Source organism: Halocynthiibacter sp. (assembly GCF_049608145.1).
In the GTDB taxonomy this organism is placed as follows: domain Bacteria; phylum Pseudomonadota; class Alphaproteobacteria; order Rhodobacterales; family Rhodobacteraceae; genus Halocynthiibacter.
This window is the reverse complement of the sequence record NZ_JBMYXF010000050.1, coordinates 1-21,821: the sequence shown is the minus strand read 5'-3', so window position 1 is coordinate 21,821 and position 21,821 is coordinate 1. Positions and strand designations below refer to the sequence as shown.

General features: G+C 54.0%; 20 protein-coding genes. 9 read left to right on the top strand and 11 right to left on the bottom strand.

What is annotated here, in order from left to right; genetic code table 11:
- Together ACPGUT_RS13165 and kdsA are read right to left on the bottom strand one after the other, a co-directional pair.
- Positions 1-329, bottom strand: a 329-nt coding sequence (locus ACPGUT_RS13165) for a calcium-binding protein (RefSeq protein ID WP_423992119.1), incomplete at its 3' end; no start/stop codon positions are given.
- Between the two features lie 131 nt (positions 330-460).
- A complete protein-coding gene (gene kdsA / locus ACPGUT_RS13160) occupies positions 461-1,282 on the bottom strand; it encodes a 3-deoxy-8-phosphooctulonate synthase (protein ID WP_423992117.1) in 822 nt (273 codons plus the stop codon).
- A 123-nt stretch (positions 1,283-1,405) separates the two neighbouring features.
- On the opposite strand from kdsA, the gene ACPGUT_RS13155 reads away from it, so the two are divergent.
- Together ACPGUT_RS13155 and ACPGUT_RS13150 are read left to right on the top strand one after the other, a co-directional pair.
- Positions 1,406-1,750, top strand: a complete 345-nt coding sequence (locus ACPGUT_RS13155; protein WP_423992115.1) for a RidA family protein — start codon at positions 1,406-1,408, stop codon at positions 1,748-1,750.
- Positions 1,751-2,052: 302 nt separating this feature from the next.
- Complete coding sequence (locus tag ACPGUT_RS13150; protein ID WP_423992113.1) at positions 2,053-2,619, top strand: cytochrome c oxidase subunit 3; 567 nt, start codon at positions 2,053-2,055, stop codon at positions 2,617-2,619.
- Between the two features lie 295 nt (positions 2,620-2,914).
- Here ACPGUT_RS13150 and dcm read toward each other — a convergent pair whose 3' ends face one another.
- From dcm to ACPGUT_RS13115, 7 genes are all read right to left on the bottom strand, one after another.
- Positions 2,915-3,946 (bottom strand): DNA (cytosine-5-)-methyltransferase, encoded by a 1,032-nt coding sequence (dcm, locus tag ACPGUT_RS13145; protein ID WP_423992111.1) that lies wholly within the window; start codon positions 3,944-3,946, stop codon positions 2,915-2,917.
- A 137-nt stretch (positions 3,947-4,083) separates the two neighbouring features.
- Positions 4,084-4,992 (bottom strand): carbohydrate kinase family protein, encoded by a 909-nt coding sequence (locus ACPGUT_RS13140; protein WP_423992109.1) that lies wholly within the window; start codon positions 4,990-4,992, stop codon positions 4,084-4,086.
- Entirely contained in the window at positions 4,989-6,044 is a 1,056-nt protein-coding gene (locus ACPGUT_RS13135; RefSeq protein ID WP_423992107.1) for an ABC transporter ATP-binding protein, read from the bottom strand. The genes ACPGUT_RS13140 and ACPGUT_RS13135 overlap by 4 nt, the downstream gene beginning before the upstream one ends.
- Before the next feature lies 1 nt (position 6,045).
- A complete protein-coding gene (locus ACPGUT_RS13130) occupies positions 6,046-7,530 on the bottom strand; it encodes an argininosuccinate lyase (protein ID WP_423992105.1) in 1,485 nt (494 codons plus the stop codon).
- A gap of 82 nt (positions 7,531-7,612) precedes the next feature.
- A complete protein-coding gene (locus ACPGUT_RS13125) occupies positions 7,613-8,485 on the bottom strand; it encodes a carbohydrate ABC transporter permease (protein WP_423992103.1) in 873 nt (290 codons plus the stop codon).
- A 1-nt stretch (position 8,486) separates the two neighbouring features.
- The gene (locus tag ACPGUT_RS13120) at positions 8,487-9,380 is read right to left on the bottom strand and encodes a carbohydrate ABC transporter permease (RefSeq protein WP_423992101.1); all 894 of its coding nucleotides are present in this window, start codon (positions 9,378-9,380) and stop codon (positions 8,487-8,489) included.
- Positions 9,381-9,465: 85 nt separating this feature from the next.
- A complete protein-coding gene (locus tag ACPGUT_RS13115; protein ID WP_423992099.1) occupies positions 9,466-10,722 on the bottom strand; it encodes an extracellular solute-binding protein in 1,257 nt (418 codons plus the stop codon).
- Between the two features lie 150 nt (positions 10,723-10,872).
- On the opposite strand from ACPGUT_RS13115, the gene ACPGUT_RS13110 reads away from it, so the two are divergent.
- Entirely contained in the window at positions 10,873-12,078 is a 1,206-nt protein-coding gene (locus ACPGUT_RS13110) for an ROK family transcriptional regulator (protein WP_423992097.1), read from the top strand.
- A gap of 129 nt (positions 12,079-12,207) precedes the next feature.
- Entirely contained in the window at positions 12,208-14,610 is a 2,403-nt protein-coding gene (locus tag ACPGUT_RS13105; protein WP_423992095.1) for a PIG-L family deacetylase, read from the top strand.
- A gap of 3 nt (positions 14,611-14,613) precedes the next feature.
- Here the strand turns inward: ACPGUT_RS13105 and ACPGUT_RS13100 are convergent, their stop codons facing one another.
- The gene (locus ACPGUT_RS13100; RefSeq protein ID WP_423992093.1) at positions 14,614-15,060 is read right to left on the bottom strand and encodes a hypothetical protein; all 447 of its coding nucleotides are present in this window, start codon (positions 15,058-15,060) and stop codon (positions 14,614-14,616) included.
- A 92-nt stretch (positions 15,061-15,152) separates the two neighbouring features.
- On the opposite strand from ACPGUT_RS13100, the gene ACPGUT_RS13095 reads away from it, so the two are divergent.
- The 3 genes from ACPGUT_RS13095 (at position 15,153) to ACPGUT_RS13085 (ending at position 17,995) form a co-directional block, all read left to right on the top strand.
- Positions 15,153-16,157 carry a hypothetical protein gene (locus ACPGUT_RS13095; RefSeq protein ID WP_423992091.1) on the top strand — a complete coding sequence of 335 codons (1,005 nt, stop codon included), beginning with the start codon at positions 15,153-15,155 and terminating at the stop codon, positions 16,155-16,157.
- 195 nt (positions 16,158-16,352) lie between these two features.
- The gene (locus tag ACPGUT_RS13090; RefSeq protein WP_423992089.1) at positions 16,353-17,633 is read left to right on the top strand and encodes an O-acetylhomoserine aminocarboxypropyltransferase/cysteine synthase family protein; all 1,281 of its coding nucleotides are present in this window, start codon (positions 16,353-16,355) and stop codon (positions 17,631-17,633) included.
- Between the two features lie 56 nt (positions 17,634-17,689).
- Complete coding sequence (locus ACPGUT_RS13085) at positions 17,690-17,995, top strand: hypothetical protein (RefSeq protein ID WP_423992087.1); 306 nt, start codon at positions 17,690-17,692, stop codon at positions 17,993-17,995.
- 85 nt (positions 17,996-18,080) lie between these two features.
- On the opposite strand, the gene hppD is transcribed toward ACPGUT_RS13085, so the two are convergent.
- Positions 18,081-19,199, bottom strand: a complete 1,119-nt coding sequence (gene hppD / locus ACPGUT_RS13080; protein ID WP_423992085.1) for a 4-hydroxyphenylpyruvate dioxygenase — start codon at positions 19,197-19,199, stop codon at positions 18,081-18,083.
- 124 nt (positions 19,200-19,323) lie between these two features.
- Between hppD and ACPGUT_RS13075 the strand changes: the two genes are divergently transcribed.
- Entirely contained in the window at positions 19,324-19,797 is a 474-nt protein-coding gene (locus ACPGUT_RS13075) for an Lrp/AsnC family transcriptional regulator (RefSeq protein WP_423992083.1), read from the top strand.
- A gap of 15 nt (positions 19,798-19,812) precedes the next feature.
- Positions 19,813-21,660, top strand: a complete 1,848-nt coding sequence (locus tag ACPGUT_RS13070; RefSeq protein WP_423992081.1) for a monovalent cation:proton antiporter-2 (CPA2) family protein — start codon at positions 19,813-19,815, stop codon at positions 21,658-21,660.
- Positions 21,661-21,821 lie beyond the last annotated feature (161 nt).

Below are 21,821 nucleotides of genomic sequence, written 5' to 3'. Positions count from 1 at the left end.
TTACCTTCACTGCCATAGAGATGGTCATCACCAGCCCCCCCATTGATCGTATCTTCTCCGGCGTTACCATTCACGCTATCATCACCATCGCCACCGTGGACTGTGTCATTTCCAGCCCCGGCAGTGACCGTATCATCGCCTCCCAGCAAATCGTAAATGCGCGGGGCACTGTCACTATGTGTGAAATTATCGTCGCCTGCGGTACCGGCAACTGGCGTCCCTTCGCCAGCAGCCCCTGTGCCAGTCGAAGAATCATCATCGAGATGAAACAGCGAATACAACAATGGGCCGAAAAAAAGGAGCGCGTTCCCCAGATATGCAAGATCCATTGTATCCCCAATCGACAATCGTTACGGCGGCAAACTTGGCCTGGGCGATTGAGACTGTCAAATTTTCTCTGCTATAATCACCAGTTCAAGGTGAACGGATGCAAATCCGCCACGCCTGAAACATTGCTATATCAGACAGGTTTAACGATCTGATCCACCGCTTTCAGATCTTTCAGAAGGGCAGCCATCTGATCCAAAGGCACCATATTTGGGCCATCTGAAGGTGCATTATCCGGGTCTTCGTGGGTTTCGATAAACAGCGCAGATGTGCCCACAGCCACGGCAGCACGCGCAAGCGGCGGCACGAATTCACGCTGCCCCCCGGAACTGACGCCCTGCCCGCCCGGCAGCTGTACGGAATGGGTTGCGTCAAAAACCACCGGGTGACCTGTCTGGGCCATAATCGGCAGGCTGCGCATGTCAGAGACCAGCATATTATAGCCAAAACTTGTGCCTCGATCCGTCAGCAGAATACGTTTATTGCCAGTGCTTTCCACTTTCTGCGCGACATTACCCATATCCCAAGGCGCCAAAAACTGGCCTTTTTTCACATTGATCGCGGCACCACTTTCGCCAGCGGCCAGCAAAAGATCGGTCTGACGACACAGAAACGCTGGGATCTGCAGGACATCCACATGTTGGGCCGCGCGGGCACATTGCGCGGCTTCATGCACATCCGTCAGCACCGGAATATCGAATTCATCGCGTATAGCGGCAAGGATATCCAACCCGGCTTCCAGCCCAAGGCCCCGTTTTGTCGTGACAGAAGACCGGTTTGCTTTGTCAAAGCTGCCCTTGAAAATAAAAGGGACATTCAGATCCGAACAGACCTCGGCCATTTTTCCGGCGATCATGCGGGCGTGCTCAAGGCTTTCCAACTGACAGGGACCTGCAATCAGGGCGAAAGGCTTGTCATTTGCAATTTGGATGCCGCGGATATCAACTGTATTCATGTTTCAGATGTCCTCAGAAATGGGTTGCCTGTTTTCTATACAAGTGCACCCGCGAATACCAGCGGACGGATTGACAGGCGCATGTTTTCCGCCGATGTCAGATGGCAAAACAAGGAGACACACATGACAATCACCCGCAAACACCTAAGTGCCCGTTCCAGCGCGATCGTTATTCACAATGACACGATTTACCTCAGCGGCCAGGTTGCTGAAGGCGCTGACATTCAGGAACAGGCCCGGATAATGCTGGGCAAAGTTGATACGCTTCTGGCAGAAGCCGGATCCTCTAAATCCAATATCCTTCAGGCTGTCATCTGGCTGTCTACAATGGAAAACTTCGCCGCAATGAACGAAGTCTGGAATGCATGGATTGATCCGGAAAACCCACCAGCCCGCGCCTGCGGTGAAGCAAAGCTTGCCCGGGAAGAACTGTTGGTAGAAGTGATCATCACAGCCGCAAAGCCCTGATCAGGTTTTAAAATCCCCCCGGATCTCAAACATGTGGTCCGGGGTATGCAGCCCATGTGTTAACTGCAGCGCACCTTATTCGGATGCCAGACGCCCCCCCTTTCAAAGCACACCCCCAGATCTGCACCACCCGCCAGCCTGACCGTACAAGGTCGCAATATTCCGAGAACATTGGCTTTTCCAGCCCAAATCCGCCATAGGCGGCAACCAGCCAAATCATAAAACCGACATTCATCAAGAATGAGGCTAATTTCTGCACTTGGGACTTACTTTTTGCTGGGCATTCACTGTGTTTCGATTAGATGTTCCCGCTGAGCGAAAAGGAAAGAGATACGATTGTGGAAATTGAGTTCAATCAGCTAGCGTGGCTGTGGTATATATTCACTGTATGTGCCGAAACACCAAGCCCTACTAATCAGGCTTGGCCTCCAATCGGTATCGGGACGCGCCCCCCATATCTGTGGTGGGTACTACCATCCCTACTTCTTCTGTCGGCATCTTTTACGAGCAGTGCAGCTTTAGGGGTATGGTTCAGGCAAAAAACAGACCGGGTCATCTGCATACTATTAGGCGTAGCTCTTGTGTTGCTAGGGCTATTCATAGCTCAGCAGCTTTATGTTTTTTCGCAAGCAAGTTTTAGTTTAGGCAATAGCTCATATAGCGCTGATTACTTCTTTTTGAGTGGGAATTTTATGTCGAATGTGTTGGTTTGTTTGGCCTTTGTTTTACTCAGTCTCATTATAGTGTGCTTTTCCAAGGCGCGGGTAGCGCAGGGAGTAGCATTGGGGTTGACCGCACTTATGATAGCGGCTCTCGCCCTTGGTTGGCTGACGTTGAGCTATGCGCTTGGTTTCTGCCCTACTTTCTAAGTTTGGGATCAAAGTTGCCGTTAGCTGCATCTCTACCCAATGGCTGCTTTGGCGCAAGTGCCCAACTTTGCGAAGTACACTATCTGCCCAAAGCTGCCAATCATCACGCAAAATGGTGATGTTCAGGGAACGATTACGGGGCGGTATTTCTCATTTAACCAGCCCTTCCCCAATTCTAGCAAGCTTTCGACAGCGTACAGAAATCTCTGACAGTCAGTGGCGGGTTTTGGAACTATCATCTAAAAATGGCGCTCAACGGAAAGCACATGACGTCGATGTGGTTTGCACATGAACATTAGCCATCCGTCTTGTGGGGGTGGTCCACGGCAGTTTCGATATAGGGGCGCATGACACGGGCGACCTCGGCGAAGACGGGCACAGCCACGGAATTTCCGAATTGCCGATAGGCTTGGGTGTCAGACACCGGGATCTTGAAATCTTCCGGATAGCCCATAATCCGCGCACATTCGCGAGGTGTCAGTTTGCGTGGATTGCGCCCGGGCTGCGCAATCAGAATTTCGGATCCATCTTTGTAATAACGTGCGGACAGCGTACGGCAGGTATCATCCGGCCCAACAAGCCCAAAGCCAAATCCATTGCCTTTGGCTTTGTGCTTGGCGGCGTAGTTCTGCAGATAAGCCCAGAGCTTATCGGACAGCGTATATTTCGCGGCAACCGTTGCGTCCGGGCCTTCGGTAAAGGGCGGCATGTGCAGCTCCGCCCCGTTTTCCGGATGGAGGATCCGGGACATTTTCACCAGGCCCTTTGGCGCCAAATCCATGTCATTAAAGGAAAAGTCACATTTCTCGCGAAAACCAACGATAACAATGCGTTCCCGGTGTTGAGGCAGAAAATGCAAAGCATCAATCACCTGGGTATGAATGTGATAGCCCAATTCATCACGCAACTTACGCTGGATGACATCCCAGGTCCGGCCTTTATCATGGCTCATCAAATTCTTAACATTCTCCAGCAAAAACGCCGCAGGGCGGTGGTGCTTTAGAATGCGTAATACGTCAAAAAACAGCGTCCCCTGGGTTTCATCATCAAAGCCATGCGCACGGCCAAGAGCGTTTTTCTTGGAAACCCCAGCGATGGAAAATGGCTGACAAGGAAAGCCTGCAAGCAGAACGTCATGGGCCGGGATATCGTCTGCAGCCACCTGTTGAATATCGCCCACGACAGGGCGATTATCGGGATAGTTAGCATGATAGGTCTTCTGGGCAAAACGATCCCATTCAGAGGTAAATACGCATGTACCATCAATAGTTTCCATGGCCCGGCGCAACCCGCCAATGCCTGCGAATAAATCTATAAATCTGAACATAGTGCCCCCGTCAATGCGCGCGGACTATGCCAGGATCAGCGCAGCGCGGCAAGCCACGTTTCCCCCTAAAAGCCAATCAAATGAGCTATTTTCCGGTGAAAAGGTTCAGAGACCTGTTGCGCAATCAAGCCCTATTTTCAAATATCGCGCATTTCCCCCCGCAACGCGCCCGTCCCCCCCAGCGCGCCAATGGCCTGTCGCCCACAATAATTTCCACGTGCGATACAATCCGGTACGGCAATCCCGTCGATCCAAGAATGGAGAAACCCCGCGTTAAAAGCATCACCTGCCCCGGTTGCATCCACCACGTCTGCCGGTTCTCCTGCGACATAGCCTTCACCACTCGGACAATATGCCTTTGCACCGTCAGCCCCCATTTTCACCACGGTCAAAGGGGCCGTTCGCAACGGAATATCCAAGGAACCTAACCAAGCTTGCTCTGTCCGGTTGGGCAAAAACACGTCAACCCCTTGGATCAAAGGTAAAACATCATCGCGAGACAGGCTATCATCCCATCCACAATCCAAAGAAATCGTAAGGCCAAGGTCACGCGCCAAAGACAGAATTTCCGGCATCTCTACCAATGTTGCCAGTTCACCAATATGCAGATGTGACAGGGGCAAAGGTTCGATTTCCAAGGCCTCAGGCAAGGTTGCAGCCGGGCCGGCACGGCGGGTCACAAAGGAACGGTCCGCACCATGGGGCAAAACCACTGTCACCTGCGGATCATCAGTGGGATCCGCCATCGAACACAGGCTGAGATCCGGGCCAGACAACGCAAGTTCGCCTGTAATGGCATCGGTGAACGGACCCGAAGGCAATGTCGAACACAGCCAGGCCCTGCGCCCCAAAGCTTCCAGCCAAGCCGACGTAATGCAGGCTCCTCCGCCCGGAGACAGGCGCAATTGCGTCGCGAAACTTTCCGTACCCGCAGCAGGCGCGCCGTCAATGCCGCCAAACACCAGATCGCAGTATAGTCGGCCGATGCATAACACGCCGCCTGACCGCCCAACCGGGCGCAATTGGGATCCGGCTTGTGCACTCATGACAGGCGCTCCCCGGTGTCAGCGCGGAACAGATGGATATTCTCTGATCCCACCCCCATCACAACCGTTTCATCCACCTCGGGCGGCATACGTCCAGGCGCACGCAAAATGACTTCCCCCAAAGCGGTCTGCACATAGAGAAGCGTTTCCGGACCAAGGGGTTCGCGCAGACTGACCCTGCCATGAAGAACGGGATCGGTGCTGTTCAGAACCAGATCATCAGGGCGGATCCCCACCTTCAAGGCACATCCATCGGGCAAAACGCCTGCGGAAACGGGCAGAATGACATCCCCCAGCATCACCCGACCATTTTCAACACGTCCGTCCATGACATTCATCGAAGGCGCGCCAATAAATTGTGCCACAAAGACATTGTCCGGCTGGCGATAGACATCTTCTGGCGTGCCCACTTGTTGAATATGGCCGTCCTTCATGATCACGATACGATCCGCCATTGTCATGGCTTCCACCTGATCATGGGTCACAAAAACCACCGTGTTCTGCACGCGTTGATGCAGTTTTTTAATCTCAAGCCGCATCTGTGTGCGCAGCTGCGCGTCCAGGTTGGACAGGGGTTCATCAAAGAGAAACACCGCAGGATTGCGCACCATCGCCCGGCCTATGGCCACGCGCTGACGCTGGCCACCGGACAGTTGATTGGGTTTGCGATCCAGCAGATCCACCATATCCAAAATACCCGCAACCTCCTGAATGCGGGCTTCTTTTTCAGCCTTCGACAGTTTTGATGTCCGCAGACCAAAGGCGATGTTTTTCTTCACCGACATATGGGGATAAATTGCGTAGTTCTGAAACACCATGGCAATGTCACGATCACGTGGCTCAAGATTATTCACGACCTGATCGCCAATGCTGATATCACCCGAAGTCGCATCTTCCAGCCCGGCGATCAACCGAAGCGTGGTGGATTTACCGCAACCAGACGGCCCCACGAGAACGATAAATTCTCCGTGCTGAACGGACAATTCAATGCCTTTCAGCACTTCGGTCTTGCCGTAGGATTTGCGCAGTTGGGTCAGGGTCAGGCTGGACAAATCAGACCTCCGTCAGGGTGTTAAAAGCGGCATTTAGGGCAGCGGCCGACCGGCTGCGCCGTGTCAGACGTGCGTTTTGACTCAGTTGCAGGGCGGCTTGCTGTCTGTTGTAAATCTCAAAGGCCGCATCGAGTGCAGGCAGGGCCGGGCCGCCGGGACGATCCCGTCGGGCCACAAAGCCTTCCGGTGACACAGCATCCAAAAACGCCTGCTGGCCCAGCGCGGTTTCACGCCCTGTTTGTTTGCAAAACGCAGTGGTGAACGCGTCATAACCTGCCTCAAGCCCCTGCCCCATGGCGATGACATCTTTTGCGACAATCGCCGCAATTTCATGGGCTTCGCGGAAAGTCAGCGCTTCGTCACGCACAAGGGTGTCTGCAAGTTCCGTGATCGTGACACAGGCCGCATTCATATTGGCACGCACGCGATCTCCGTTGATCGTCACCGCCGGGATAAAGGCGGAAAGAAGGGATGCGCAACGCATAGCACTGTCAAATGCAGCGTACCCCCCCTGTTGCACTTCGCCCTCGCTATCATTCATATCCGTGAAAGGCGTATTGTGCATGGTGGTGATCACCGCCTCAGAGCGGCCACAGGTCATACTGGCGAGATGCCGCATATGTTCGATCGGCACAGGGTTGCGTTTTTGCGGCATGATCGATGAGATCTGCACAAGCGCACCCGGTACATGCAACTGACCAACTTCAAAGGCAGACCAGAACTGCATATCTTGGATCAGACGCCCGAGATGCAGGAAGGTCAGTTTGATCGCGCTATATAATCCGGTGACATAATCCACGCTGGCAATGCAGCCATAGGAATTCAACAAAGGTTCGCTGAACCCCAGCAGTTCCGCCATACGGGCACGATTGATCGGAAAGCCAGACGTGGTGATGGCTGCGGCCCCCATCGGGCAATGATCAAGCCCCTCAGCCGCGGCTTCCAGACGGGTGATGTCACGCAACAACACTTCAAGCGCGGCTGCAAGGTAATGACCAAAGGTTGTGGGTTGCGCGGGCTGGCCATGTGTCCAGGCGGTGATCAGGGTGGTTTTTTCCACCTGTGCCTTATCCAGCATCGCCACGCCCAGCGCGTGTAGCTGAGAAATCAGGCCCTCTGTTCGGCTTTGCAGCGCCAGTTTAAACAGAGTGTGATCCATATCATTGCGCGAACGCGCCGTGTGTAATGCCCCGCCAAGATCGCCAAGATGGCGTTTGAGTTCAGCTTCGACAAAGAAGAAGTAATCTTCATGTTCGCCGGTATAGGTAAGTGTGTCCGGATCTGTTTCCGTTTCGATCCGGATCAGGCTGTGCGCAATTTGCTTGGCGTCATTTGTATCAAGGATATTTTCACCATGTAGCATCACCAGATGCGCTTTGTTGATGGCCATCATATGGGCGGCATAATGCGTTTTGACCCCCTCAAAAAGCGGCGCAAGCACTGTGTCTTTGTAGACCGGATGTGGGAATCTATCTGTGTCAGTCATTGTTGTGTGCCTTATTCGCGGGGGCCAGCCCCCGCACCCCCGGAGTATTTCTTGCAAGATGAATGAAAATGAGTTGCACCTGTTACCCCTTCAGCCCGGCCATAACGACACCTCGGATGATGAAACGCTGGAAGACGACGAAAACGATGAGGGTCGGAATTGTGGAAATCGCTGCCCCTGTCATGATGAGTTCCCATGCGACATCGGCCTCATCGCCAAACCCAGACAGGCCCACGGGTACGGTGTACATCTCAGGCGAGTTGGTGACGATCAGTGGCCAGATGAACGCCGTCCAGTTGCCAAGGAACACAAAGATCGCCAGCGCAGCCAGCGCGGGTTTCACCAGAGGCATGGCAACCGACCACCAGATCTGAAGTTCATTCAGCCCATCAATGCGCGCGGCTTCGAGGAAATCATCGGGCACGGTTTCAAAAAACTGCTTCATCAGGAAGGTGCCAAAGGCCGTCATCAGCCCCGGGAACATAATGCCCCAATAGCTGTCCAGCCAGCCGAAGCTTTGCGACATGATATACCATGGGATCACCAGCATTTCAGTTGGGATCATTAGGGTAGACAGGATCGCGATAAAGATGATGTAGCGACCTGGGAATTTGAATTTACACAGCGTATACCCCACCAGTGAATCAAACAGGATGTTTGACACCGTGGTGATCACCGCAATGATGATAGAATTCATGAACCAACCGTAAAAACGGCCATCTTCCAGCACATAGGTATAGTTCTCAATTGTGGGCTCATCCGGGATGAGTTTGAGGTTATAGACCTCATGCGGCCATTTCAGAGAGGTAGAGACCATCCAGGCAATTGGCATGATCATTGCAATGCCACCAAGGAACAGCAGCAACCAGCGGATATACTGCCCATAGCTGCGTTTCACCGGTGGTTTTACAGCCAGCAGGGCGTCTGTTGTGGGGCGTATGTCGGTTGCACGCATCTTAACGGTCCCTCATCAGCCAAAGTTGCAACAGGCTGACACACAACAGGATCGTGAACAAAACCACGGTCTGCGCAGCGGCGTACCCCATATTAAATCCGTTAAAGGCCGTGTCATAGATCATCAGAACCAAGGGTTTGGTGGCATTCAATGGCCCGCCCGGATTGTTGGTGGTCATGTTAAACACATGATCAAAGATGCGCAGGAAGCCGATGGAACTGAAGACCGTGATAAAGATGATCGTCGGCTTCAACAGGGGAATGGTGATTTGCGTGAGGATCGTAAACCCCGAGACCCCATCAATGCGCGCAGCTTCATAGTAGCTGGTGGGGATCGCACGCAGGCCCGCCATGAAGATGATCACCTGAAACCCCAGCCCGGCCCAAATCGCAGGTGCCAGAACCGCAGGCAATGCGTTGGTGGTCGAATTCAGGAAATTGATCTGCGGGATACCAAAAGTCGCTAGGATATTGTTGAAAATTCCCACGGGCACCGGCTGATAGAACCAGCGCCACACCCATGCCATCGCAACGGCGGACGTCATGAACGGCAGGAAATACATCATACGGATAAACCCATGCATGAAACGCACCCGATCCAGATGAAACGCAATGAGAAAGCTGATCACCAAGCTTAGGGGGGTGCCCAGCAACAGGTAGACAAAGGTATTCTTGAAGACTTTCCAGAACACATCGTCATGCCAAAGCTTGATATAGTTATCCGCCCCCGCCCAGGTGCGTTCGCCCAGCAAGTTCCATTCCTGAAAACTAAGCAAGATCGCATTCCCCGTAGGGTAAAAACGGATGACCACATAAAAGATCACCGGCAGGGTCAGAAACCCCCAGGCCCAGAGAATATGTTTCTGACGGATGGTCAGGGTGTTTCGCAATTGCATTCGGGTGTTCCAGGTCAAACGTCCGGTGGAATGCCCCCGTTGCTTTCAAGGAAAACAAACGGGGGCTCCACAGTAAAAAGCAGGATCAGTCGGCGTAATAGTCGTCGAGGATCGCCTGCTCTTCTTCAGCAGCGGCTGCCAAAGCTTCGGAAAGGGGCTGATCTTCGATGCTGACACGCTGTACCATGTCCATCAGAACCTGGCGTTGCGCGCTTTCATTGGCGAAGATCGTTGTATTGGCGTATGCAAGACCACGGATAAAGGGCCCGTAAACATCGTGGCTGGCGTTGGCGTCGGTCAGGCCCACAGATGGTTTGGCGGGCAATTCCCCCACAACATCCAGCCAGATCTGCATGGCTTCATCAGATGTGATATATTCCATGAACTTGACTGACGCGTCATAGCGTTCGCCTTCGGCCTTACTGGTGATCGCGTTCACCCAGTACGAGGAATAGTTCGACCGCACACCTTCTGCATTGGCGGGCAGTTCACTGACGCCCCAACGCAACCCGCGAATTTTATCAAGCGATCCGATGCGGAAAGATCCGTCAATATGCATCCCCGCCATGCCTGCCTTAAACGCCGCCTGCGGTTCATCCATGAACCCTGCAGCCGTGACACCGTGTTCAGATTCAAGACCTGTGTAAAAAGCAGCGGCGGCCTGACCAGCGTCGGTGTTGTAATTCACGGTCTGATAATTGTTGTCATAGGGATCGCCGCCCATCTGACGTATCAGAACTTCACGGAACCAATGGTGATCCTGGGCATTCATACCGGTGGTGATCCCCACTTGTGTGATATTGCCCGCGCCATCACGTTTGGTCAGCTGACCCGCGATTTCGACAAGATCATCAAGTGTTTCCGGAGGGCCATCAATGCCTGCTTCTTCAAACAGACGTTCGTTATAAAACAGCGCCAAAGACCGCACAGCCGTTGGCAACGCCCAGTAATGGTCGCCATCCTTCATCGCCTGCACCATTGGGAAGAATTCCGCATCAATACGTGCAGGATCAAACCTGTCGGATGGCAAAGGTTGGATCAGTTCGGCTTCGACGTAATCATTCAGCCAGCCGTAAAACAATTGTACCACATCCGGCCCCTCGCCCGCAGGAATCGCCGCCGCCACTTTGGTACGGTAATCCGCATAAGGGAAATGGGTCATCTTCACGGTGATATCCGGATTCGCGGCTTCAAAGTTGGAAATCAGCTGTTCCATGGCGCTGACCCGCGCATCAAAGAAATACTGCCAATATTCAATTTCCACCGCCTGAGACGATGATGCAGCCAGTGTTGCTGCGCTTAATGCTGTCCCGAAAACAAATGCCTTAACCTTATTAAACATGTCTTCCCTCCCTTTGTGCCAGGACCCTCCCCGATCCGGGCTGATTTCGCCAACTCGCCCATTAGGCGAATGTGTGACGGTGATCACATGTGTGAAAATTATTAACTCAATCAAGTTGAGCTATCAAGCCCCCGATGTTAAACACCCACTATGAAGAATAGTTCTGACAGAAACGCCCGACAGGGTCTGGGTGCCAATCCGGAACGCACACGCCAGCATAACAACAAACTGGTGCTGGATGCGTTGCGTAATGCACGAGGGCGCGGTGAAACCGCCGGCCGGGCCGAAATTGCACGTCTGTCCGGCCTGTCCACACAAGCCGTCAGCAACATCATCGCCAGCCTTGAAGACACCGGCATGATCCGGGCCTGCGGCAAGCGCGCAGCAGGCCGGGGCCAGCCAGCGATGCAATATGAAATCGCGGCTGAAGGCGGTTTTGCCCTTGGGTTTGAGGTGCGTCCGGATGCGCTGTTCTGCACGGTTCTTAACTTGCATGGCCAGACTGTGCACCGGGATCGCAACCCTCTGACCGACGCCACACCAGATCATGTGGCCCGTGAAATGCTGCGAATGATGGCGGACGCCTTGGCAGAACTGAACCTGCCCGCGGATAAGCTGCTGGGTGCTGGCGTCGTCATGCCTGGCCCCTTTGGCAGCACTGGCATCGCCAATCTACAGTCCGACCTGCCCGGCTGGCGCGATGTCGAGATGCCTGAATGGGCTGAAAACCTGCTGGGTCTGCCCTGCATTGTTGAAAATGACGCCAATGCAGCCGCTATGGCCGAACGCATTTCTGGCGTAACCCAGAATATGGACACTTATGCTTGCCTATATTTCGGGGCCGGTTTGGGCCTTGGGGTTGTCAGTGAACGCCAGCCTTTGCGTGGGGCCTGCGGCAATGCTGGTGAAATCGGTCATATCACCATTGCACTGCCCGAAGGCCCTGTTCGCCTGGAACAAGCGCTTAGTCGTCTGTCTGTCCGCGATTACCTGCTGGAAAACGGGGTGCAGGCGGAAACCACCGGTGAACTGGAAGCCCATTTTCGCGAAGAATGCCCAGCCCTTCTGACCTGGATTGAACGGGCGCGCCTTGCCCTAAAAGAAGCTGTGCATGTGATCGAAAACCTGTTCGATCCTGAATGTATCGTTTTGTGTGGCGCCATGCCCGAAGCAATCCTGCATGCGCTGATCCGGGATGTGCCGTTGAAAAATCAATCCGTTTCAACCCGCCTAGACAGGGCGGCCCCACGGCTTTTGACCGGCAGTTCAGGCCCAATGACAGCGGCCCGCGGATCAGCGGCACTTGTGCTGAACGATGCATTTGATCCCCGAATACCCAGCCGCCTTTCGGGATAATCCACACAAGTACAGTTGTCCGTTCAATGGGTTAGAGATTATTCGCACCGAATTTAGGAAATTTCAGGATTTCCCTGACAGATTGCAGAAGGATGTCATATTTTGACGCAGAACATGCAGGATCATCAGATGCCCAGAGATGAAGAAACGCCGGTCGAAAAACGGATCCGGAAACAACAAATGCAGCCGCGTATTTCCGCGCTGTGGCAGGCCCTTCAGCCCCTGCGTACCACCCTGTCATTCATGAACAGCGGTGCACATCCCGATGATGAAACCAGCGCCATGCTGGCGGCACTTGGCCTGCGTGATGGTGTGCATCTGTCTTATGTCTGCGCCAATCGTGGCGAAGGTGGGCAAAATGATCTGGGTACAGAAAACGGTGCCACCCTGGGCGCATTACGCACGGCTGAAATGGAACAGGCCGCGGAACGGCTGTCTATGCGGCTGTACTGGCTGTCGGAAACGCCCGATGACACAATTTCAGATTTCGGCTTTTCCAAAAGCGGCGAAGAAACCCTACGCCACTGGGGCGACGCCCGCACGCTGAAACGCATGGTGGATGTGGTGCGCCGCGAACGCCCCGATATCCTTTGCCCAACCTTTCTGGACGTGCCCGGCCAACACGGCCATCACCGCGCTATGACCCGGATCGCCCAGCAGATTATGTCCCTGTCTGCAAAGGCAGATTACCCCGAAAGTGACCTTCCCCCCTGGCAGGTTAAAAAGTTATTGTTGCCGGCCTGGGGCGGCGGCGGTGATGCCTATGATGACGAAGTACCGCCCCCGATGACCACCCATGTGATCAATGCCAAAGGCCGCGATCCCGTCACAGGTTGGAGCTATGAACAAATCGCCCAACAAAGCCGTGTTTTTCATAAAACGCAGGGGATGGGCCGCTGGATCAGCCCTGGGGATGAACGTGACTGGCCCCTGCATCTGTTGGACAGCCGCGTGTCAGATCAGACCGGCAGTGAAGGCGAAACCCTAGGTGCAGGCATCGCCGCGCGCCTTTCGGAACTGGCGGCCCTGCCCGGTGCGGAACCCATTTCGCAATTGCTTCGCGATGCCGAAGATTGTTGTGGTGGCGCAATCGCTGCCTTTCCCGAAGGTAAATCCGTCTGCGATGCAGCCGTAAAAGCTTTGGGGTTTTTACGGCTGTGTCGGGATGAATGCCCGGATACACTCCAGGATCAGATCCTGCATCGTATTGATCGTATGGAAAATTCTCTGTCACGGGTCATCTGGCTGGCTTCCGGCGCAGAAGCCTCCGCAATCGCAGATCAAACATGGCTGACCCCAGGGGAAACCGCGGATCTGTCCATTGAAACCCGTGAGGGGCGTACCGGAAATCTGACTGTCACCCCCCAGTTGCCCGGGGGATGGGTCTGCGACGGTACCCGTATTGGCCCAGGCCCGGATGCCATGCCGCATGACGGATATCGCGCCAGCTATGATCCCCTAAAGCCGCCAACACCGGCGTTGCGGGTCAGTTTCGACATCCTGGGGACACCCGTTTCTGTGCAGTTGCCCATTAACAATCCGCCCGTCGCCCTGCCCCCGCGCAGTGCCACCCTTGTGCCCGAAGGCGCAATTATCAACACAGCCACCCTCAGCCGCGAAATCAAAACATCACTTTCCGGGATCACCCCTGCAGGTGCTGTTGCCTCTCTGTCGCCCCCTGAGGGTTGGGAAATTGGCGTTGAAGGTGCAGGTTTCGCGGTGGCGGCCCCCGTTGACGCCACGCCCGGTCTTTATGATTTGCCTCTGACCCTGGACAATGCTCCGGCGCGCAGCGTGCAGCGGATCAGCTATGCCCATATCAACGCAACCGCGCTGACACAGGAAGAAAACCTGAAGATCCGCGTCTTAAACGCAGAAATTCCATCGGTCCGCGTCGGCTATATCGGTGGCGGAAATGACAATGTTGATGCCTGGCTTTCGGCCATGGGCGTGCAGGTGGAACAGGTCAGCGATGGAGATCTGCAGGTGCCCGGGGCATTGTTGCGTTTTGACACAATTGTCATCGGCATCTTCGCCCTTGGTTTTCGCACCGGATTGCAAGACATCATGCCTGAACTTCACGCATGGATGCGCGATGGCGGCACGCTGATCACCCTCTACCATCGCCCCCGCGACAATTGGGATCCTGACAGCTCTGCCCCGGCCCATCTGGAAATCGGGCAGCCTTCCCTACGCTGGCGTGTCACGGATAAAAACGCGGCTGTAAAACATCTGGCCCCCGATCACCCGCTGCTGAACACACCCAACAAGATCACCGATGACGACTGGGCAGATTGGCACAAAGAACGCGGTCTATATTTCGCCAAATCCTGGGGGCCGGAATACACCCCTTTGCTAGAGATGTCAGATCCGGGTGAAACCCCACATCAGGGCGCGTTGTTGGTCGGGGACATCGGGGATGGTCGCCATATTCACTGCGCACTGATCCTGCATCATCAGATGGAACAGCTAACACCAGGTGCGTTCAGACTTATGGCAAATCTGCTGGCCAAACGTTCTGACGGCGCCTGAATTTTAGCGCTGAATAGAAGCCCGATCCAGACGCACGCTGTCTTCGCGCCCGTCATCATATGTCACGCGCAGATCGACATTTTGCACAGACCCGCCCGCCTGGGAAATTGCCCAGGCCGCAGTGTCACGCACAGCGTTGGGCCGCAGATCGCCTTCATAGCAGTTTTCCATTTCCAGCTGCTGTTCGGCACCGCCATTGACCCGATAGTGTACGGTGCGCAAACCACAGCGCCAGGCCCCAAGTTGGGAAAAATCGAGCATATCCTGCCCATTTCTCTCTCTTAGTTGAACCCAACTTGTGCGGGTTGCGGTCAGGATCGGGCGCACTTCACCGGCTGTGGTGAAATTATCCGCCATTGCGGGCAGCGCTGCGCAGATACCAGCAGCCATGACAAAACCGGCTGTCACAGAACGGTGCGGTCTGAAAACCTCATAAGAAAACTTAAACAAATCTCTGCTCCTGCAGATTGAAAATCGGGCTTTCCGTTTGCCCGGAAAACAGCGTATATACTGAGGACAGGCAACGGGCAGACAATGTAATTATGGTTAAAAATAAAGCAATTCGAAAAAAGTTCAATGTTGTAATTGTCGCCCAGGGAGGACGCCTCTCTTACGAAGCTGTCATCTTTGCGACAACGTTCAAGCGCAACAACCCGAATTTTAAGGGAAAACTACTGGTCGCAGAACCTCAGCCAGGCCCCAAATGGCACGACGACTCACGCATTCACGATCCTGAAATTCGCGCATTGCTTGAAATGCATGGTGCGGAAATTGTGCCCTTTGAAAGCGAACACTTCGGCCAGGATTACCCACATGGCAACAAAATAGAAGCGCTGAAGGCTCTGCCGAAAGGCGAACCCTTTGTCTTTTTTGACACAGATACGTTGATCACCGGTGATCTGTCCGACGTGCCGTTTGATTTTGACAAGCCCTGCGCATCTATGAAACGCACAAACACCTGGCCAACGATCGAACTGTATGGCCCGGGCTATGGCGACACTTGGAAATCACTGTATAATAAATTCGGACTGGATTTTGAAAGCAGCCTGGATCTGGATCAACCGGATGAATACTGGGAACGCTATATGTATTTCAACGCGGGATGGTTTTTCTACCGGTGCCCGCATGAATTCGGGAAATGGTTCACGGATTACGCTGTTGCGATCCGCAATGATCGCCCGGAAGAACTGGTCTGTCAGGAGTTGCACCCATGGCTGGATCAGGTTGCCCTGCCCCTTGTGATTCACAAGCTTGGCGGCGCGCGCCGAACCATCCCAGAAGGCCTGCTGGATGGATCCGTTTCCTGCCATTACCGCCTGTTGCCGCTATTATATGCGCGGGAGTCAGACAGTGTTGTGACCGAACTGGAAGAGGCCATCGCCCACAATAAGATCAAAAAAGTGATCAAAGCGTATGAGCCAATCCGCAAGCTGGTGTATCAGAAAAAGGGCTACAAAGTACGGGCTTTGTTTGATCAGAACAATCTGCCACGCAAAGAACAGTTCATACGAAACCAGATCAAGAAGGTGAAACTTTGGCTGCGCTGAACTGGGCCTGTCTCAATCAATACATCTCAGCTCTCTGCTTTTCCGGAAATCCGGATTTCCCGATTTGTTAACAAATTCGTTCCAAATAGGGGTAACCATTCAGAACAATTTCCTGATCTACCCCCTTGGGATTGACCTTACAGGAACGACGACCCAATCTGCCCGCAACTGATGTAATTCACGAGGGAGATTCCAATGTCCGACACCCCTGCTCTGGGTTTTGATACGCTGCAAATTCACGCGGGCAGCCAGCCCGATCCGGCCACTGGCGCACGCCAAACGCCAATCTATCAATCCACCGCGTTTGCCTTTCGCGATGCGGAACATGCAGCAAAATTGTTTAACCTGCAGGAAGTCGGATATATCTATTCCCGCCTGACTAACCCCACGGTTGCCGTTTTGCAGGAACGTATCGCAACGCTGGAAGGTGGCGCGGGTGCGGTTTGCTGTTCCTCAGGTCACGCGGCCCAGATCATGGCGCTGTTTCCACTGATGGCCCCCGGGCGCAATGTCGTGGCTTCGACCCGTCTTTATGGCGGCACCCTGACCCAGTTCAGCCAGACAATCAAACGCTTCGGCTGGAATGCGAAATTTGTTGATTTTGATGACACAGACGCCGTTGCGGCGGCCATCGATGACGACACCCGGGCCGTATTTTGTGAAACCATCGCAAACCCAGGCGGTGTCGTAACCGATCTTGATGCGATCTCTGCCGTGGCCAAAACAGCTGGCGTGCCCTTGATCGTGGACAACACCACCGCGACACCTTACCTGTGCCGCCCGTTTGAACATGGCGCGACGCTTGTTGTGCATTCGACCACGAAATATCTGACAGGCAACGGCACCGTTACCGGTGGTTGCGTCGTGGACAGCGGTACGTTTGATTGGTCCGCCAGTGACAAGTTCCCCTCCCTCTCGGCACCAGAACCTGCCTATCACGGCATGACCTTCCACGAGACATTCGGCGCGCTTGCGTTCACATTCCACGGCATCGCTGTTGGGCTGCGCGATTTGGGCATGACCATGAACCCACAGGGCGCGCATTACACATTGATGGGGATTGAAACCCTGTCACTGCGCATGCAACGCCATGTGGAAAATGCTGAAAAGATTGCCAATTGGCTGGAAACAGATCCCCGCGTTGAAAGCGTGGGCTGGGCTGGGCTGGCGTCTAGCCCTTACAAAGATCGCGTCGCGCGTATCTGTCCTAAAGGCGCAGGCGCATTGTTCACTGTGGCGCTGAAGGGCGGCTATGACGCCTGTGTCAAAACCGTCGACAGCCTGAACATCTTCAGCCATGTGGCAAACCTTGGTGACGCGCGTTCACTGATCATTCACCCTGCGTCCACCACGCACCGTCAGCTGACCGAAGATCAACAGGTCGCCGCAGGCGCCGCGCCAAATGTCGTGCGCCTTTCGATTGGCATTGAAGATGTCGCAGATCTGATTGCAGACCTTGATCAGGCCATGGCATAATTGATGTGCCCCCGGATCATTTTCGGGGGCAGATAACCAGATTTGCGAAGAGTAATATGAAACACCACATCCGTTTTACAGTGGCCGCCCTGGCCGCCACCACCGTTTTGGCTGCCTGTCAGGCCAAAGACCCCCAAACAGCACTGGCCGATGCCTGCGGCGCATCCCAATATCAGAACCTTGTCGGCGGCCCATCCCGCGCGGCCACGGGCCTCGATATCGCTGGGGATTCCCGCCATTACGGCAGTGAAGAACGTGTCGCCACGGATACGCCCACACGCCTGAACTTTGTGCACAGCGGCACGGCATTTGAATCTGTGACAGATCCAAAATCTACGATTGTACGGGTTTTCTGCGGCTAAACCCGTTGATTTATGAAAATCAAAAGCCCCCGTTCCGAAAGGATACGGGGGCTTTTTTGCCGTAATTTTTTACGATGACAGGATATTACTCTGCAGCAGTGGCCGGCGTATCCTCTTCGCCCAGTTCACCATTCGCAATTTGTTCGCGTTCAATTGACTCAAACAATGCTTTGAAATTGCCTTCGCCAAAGCCATCGTCGCCTTTACGCTGAATGAACTCGAAAAAGATCGGCCCGATCACAGTTTTTGAGAAGATCTGCAAAAGAATACGGGTTTCACCACCGTCCACCACACCTTCGCCATCAATCAGAATGCCATGTTTTTGCATACGATCCAGCGGTTCTTCGTGATCCACCACGCGCTCGTGGCTCATCTCGTAATAGCTGGCCGGGGGCGGCGGCATGAAACGCAAACCACGATCATAGATCTCATCCGTCGCATCATAAAGCGCTTCGGTTCCCACCGCGATATGCTGGATGCCTTCGCCTTTGTATTTCTTCAGGTAAGATACAATCTGCCCCTTTTCACCGCGATCTTCATTGATCGGAATGCGAATGCGACCACAGGGCGACGTCAGCGCCCGGCTGACCAAACCAGAATGTTTGCCCGAAATATCAAAAAAACGGATTTCCCGGAAATTAAACAGATTGCCATAAAATCTGAACCACTTATCCATGTTCCCCTTGAACACATTGTGGGTCAGGTGATCGAGATAATAGAAACCAACGCCTTTCGGATGCGCCGGTGCAATCCAGTCAAATTCATCATTATACGGGCTTGTGTCGTGATACTGGTCGATAAAGTACAAAAGCGATCCACCGATCCCCTTAATCGCCGGCACATTCAAAGATTTATCATCCGCATCATAGGGTTCCGCACCCATCTTAATCGCATGTTCATAAGCATGCTGCGCATCCACAACACGCCAGCCCATAGACGGAGCACAGGGGCCGTGTTCATCAACAAAGCGCATCCCAAAAGAACCAGGTTCCGCGTTCAGGATATAGGTGATGTCACCTTGTTTCCACAGTTCGATCGCTTTGGTTTTGTGGGTGCCGACATGCTGATAGCCCATCTTCACAAACAGATCGCGCAGTTCCTGCGGGTTTTCATGGGCGAATTCGACAAATTCAAATCCATCGGTCCCCGCTGGGTTTTCCTCAGAAATTACTGATTTCGGTGCATCATGTGGAAATGGTCCCATAGGGGCCTCCTGTGTCTTCTGTTGCGCTCTTTCCGATTATGTCGCAAAATATACGCAAACAACGCGCATTATTCAAAGCAATCACCAAAGATTATGCGCCCAAGTCGCAAACTAAAGGGATTTTATGCAAGAAACACGCATCACACTGGATGACATTGATTCCCGCCTTCTGGCCGCTTTACAGCGCGACGCGCATCTGACGGCGCAAGAGCTCAGCGAACAACTGAACCTGTCCGCCAGTCAGATCAGCCGACGACGCCAACGTCTTGAAAACGCAGGTGTGATTGCCGGTTATTCTGCGCGCCTGTCGCCCAAAGCAGTGGGACTGACCGTACAGGCATTTATCCAGGTCCAGATGGAAAGCCACGCGCCGGAACGGGCCCGCGAATTTGCGACCCTGATCAGTACACGCCCAGAAATCACATCGGCCTGGACCCTGACCGGCGAGGCAGATTATCTGCTGCGCGCCTGGTGTGACGATCTGACGGCGCTGAATCACCTGATCCATGATATTCTGCTGCCACATCCTTCGGTTTCGCGCGTTCAAAGCCAGATTGTGATGGACCAACTCAAAGCAGATGCCCCCCTGCCCACCTGACCAAAGGAACTGAACATGCAGGAATTTTTGCTTCAGGCGACAATTTATCTTGGGGCGGCCGTGATTGCGGTACCCATCGCAGCACGCCTTGGGCTTGGATCGGTTCTGGGTTATCTGGCCGCGGGCATTGTCATTGGTCCCGTGATCGGGCTTGTGGGCGATGAAACCGAAAGCCTGCGCCATTTCGCGGAATTTGGTGTGGTTATGATGTTGTTCATCGTTGGCTTGGAACTGGATCCACGCGCCCTATGGGAAATGCGCCACAAACTGCTGGGCCTGGGCGGGCTGCAAATCGGGCTGACGACCCTTGCTGTGACAGCCACCTGCATGGCCCTTGGTTTCAACATTCCTGTCAGCCTGGCGATTGGCCTGGTCTTTGCCCTGTCCTCCACCGCAATTGTCCTGCAAACCCTTTCGGAAAAAGGCCTGATGGCCAGCACGGGCGGGCGGTCTTCTTTTGCGGTTCTGCTGACCCAGGATATTGCTGTGATCCCCATGCTGGCGCTGGTCCCCCTGCTGGCCACGTCCCATGGCACAGCACATCAAGAAGATCACGGCGCCACCCTATCCCTGGTCGAAGGCCTGCCCGGTTGGGGCGTGACCTTGGTGACCTTGGGCGCAATTGCCGGGGTCATCCTGGCGGGGCATTATCTGACCCAACCCCTGTTTCGTTATGCGCATATGGCGCGCCTGCGTGAACTATACACCGCCCTGTCACTGGTCATCGTCATTGGCATTGCCTTCCTCATGAGTCTCGTTGGTCTGTCCCCTGCCCTGGGCACGTTCTTGGCCGGTGTGGTTCTTGCCAACTCTGAATTTCGTCACGAATTGGAAGCCGATGTAGAACCGTTCAAAGGCCTTTTACTGGGCCTGTTTTTCATCACGGTTGGGGCGGGCATCAGTTTTGAACTGTTGTTCTCAGCCCCACTGATGCTGATCGGTGCAACCCTAGGGCTTATGACGATCAAAGCATTGATCCTATACATAATCGGGCGCGGATTTGGTCTGAAAGGGCGTGATCAATGGCTGTTCACCCTGTCGCTGGCCCAGGCTGGCGAATTTGGTTTTGTCTTGCTGGGTTTTATGGTTACGCAAAATGTATTGCCCGGCCCGCTGGCGGATCAGCTTCTGCTAATTGTTGCGCTTTCAATGCTGCTGACCCCCCTGCTGTTCATCGCGTTTGACAGGCTGACCCATCATCTTTTGTCACACAGTGAGATCACGCCTGAGGACGAGATCACCGAAACCGGCAAAGTCATCGTCGCAGGCATCGGGCGTTTTGGGCAGATCGTGAACCGGATGATCAATGCGTCGGGTTTTTCCACCGTGGTCCTAGATCACAACCTGGCAGCGGTGAATATGATGAAACGTTTTGGATTTAAGACATTTTTCGGCGACCCCACCCGCCCAGATGTGTTGATGGCGGCCGGACTGAAGGATGCCGATATTCTGGTCATCGCAATTGACGGGCCCGAGGCCGCCGTCAGGCTGACAGCCTTTGCCCGTAAAACCCGCCCCGACATCCATATCATTGCCCGCGCAAAAGATCGCATGCATGTGTACGAACTGTATCAAGCCGGCGCGAATGACATCGTACGAGAGAATTTCGACAGTTCCCTGCGGGCCGGTCGCTATGCGCTCGAAAATCTGGGGCTGACAGAATACGAAGCCCATCAACAATCGGAATCCTTCCGCATCATGGACCGCGAAGCTGTGAAAGAACTGGCGCAATTCTGGAAGCCAGGCATTGCGATTGACGACAACCCCGAATTCATCCACCGGGCAAGCGAAATCACCCGCGAGCTGGACGTCGCCCTGCTGCGTCAATTGGAAGAAATGCGCAAAAAGGACACAAAGGAATAAGTCCTGCAAACAACTTCAGACGATATTAGACCAGAGGTCGATCAACGAATTGAATGTTGGTAGTATATTTTAAAGGGGAGGACTTACGGAATGGTGGGTCGTGAGAGGCTCGAACTCCCGACATCTTCGGTGTAAACGAAGCGCTCTACCAACTGAGCTAA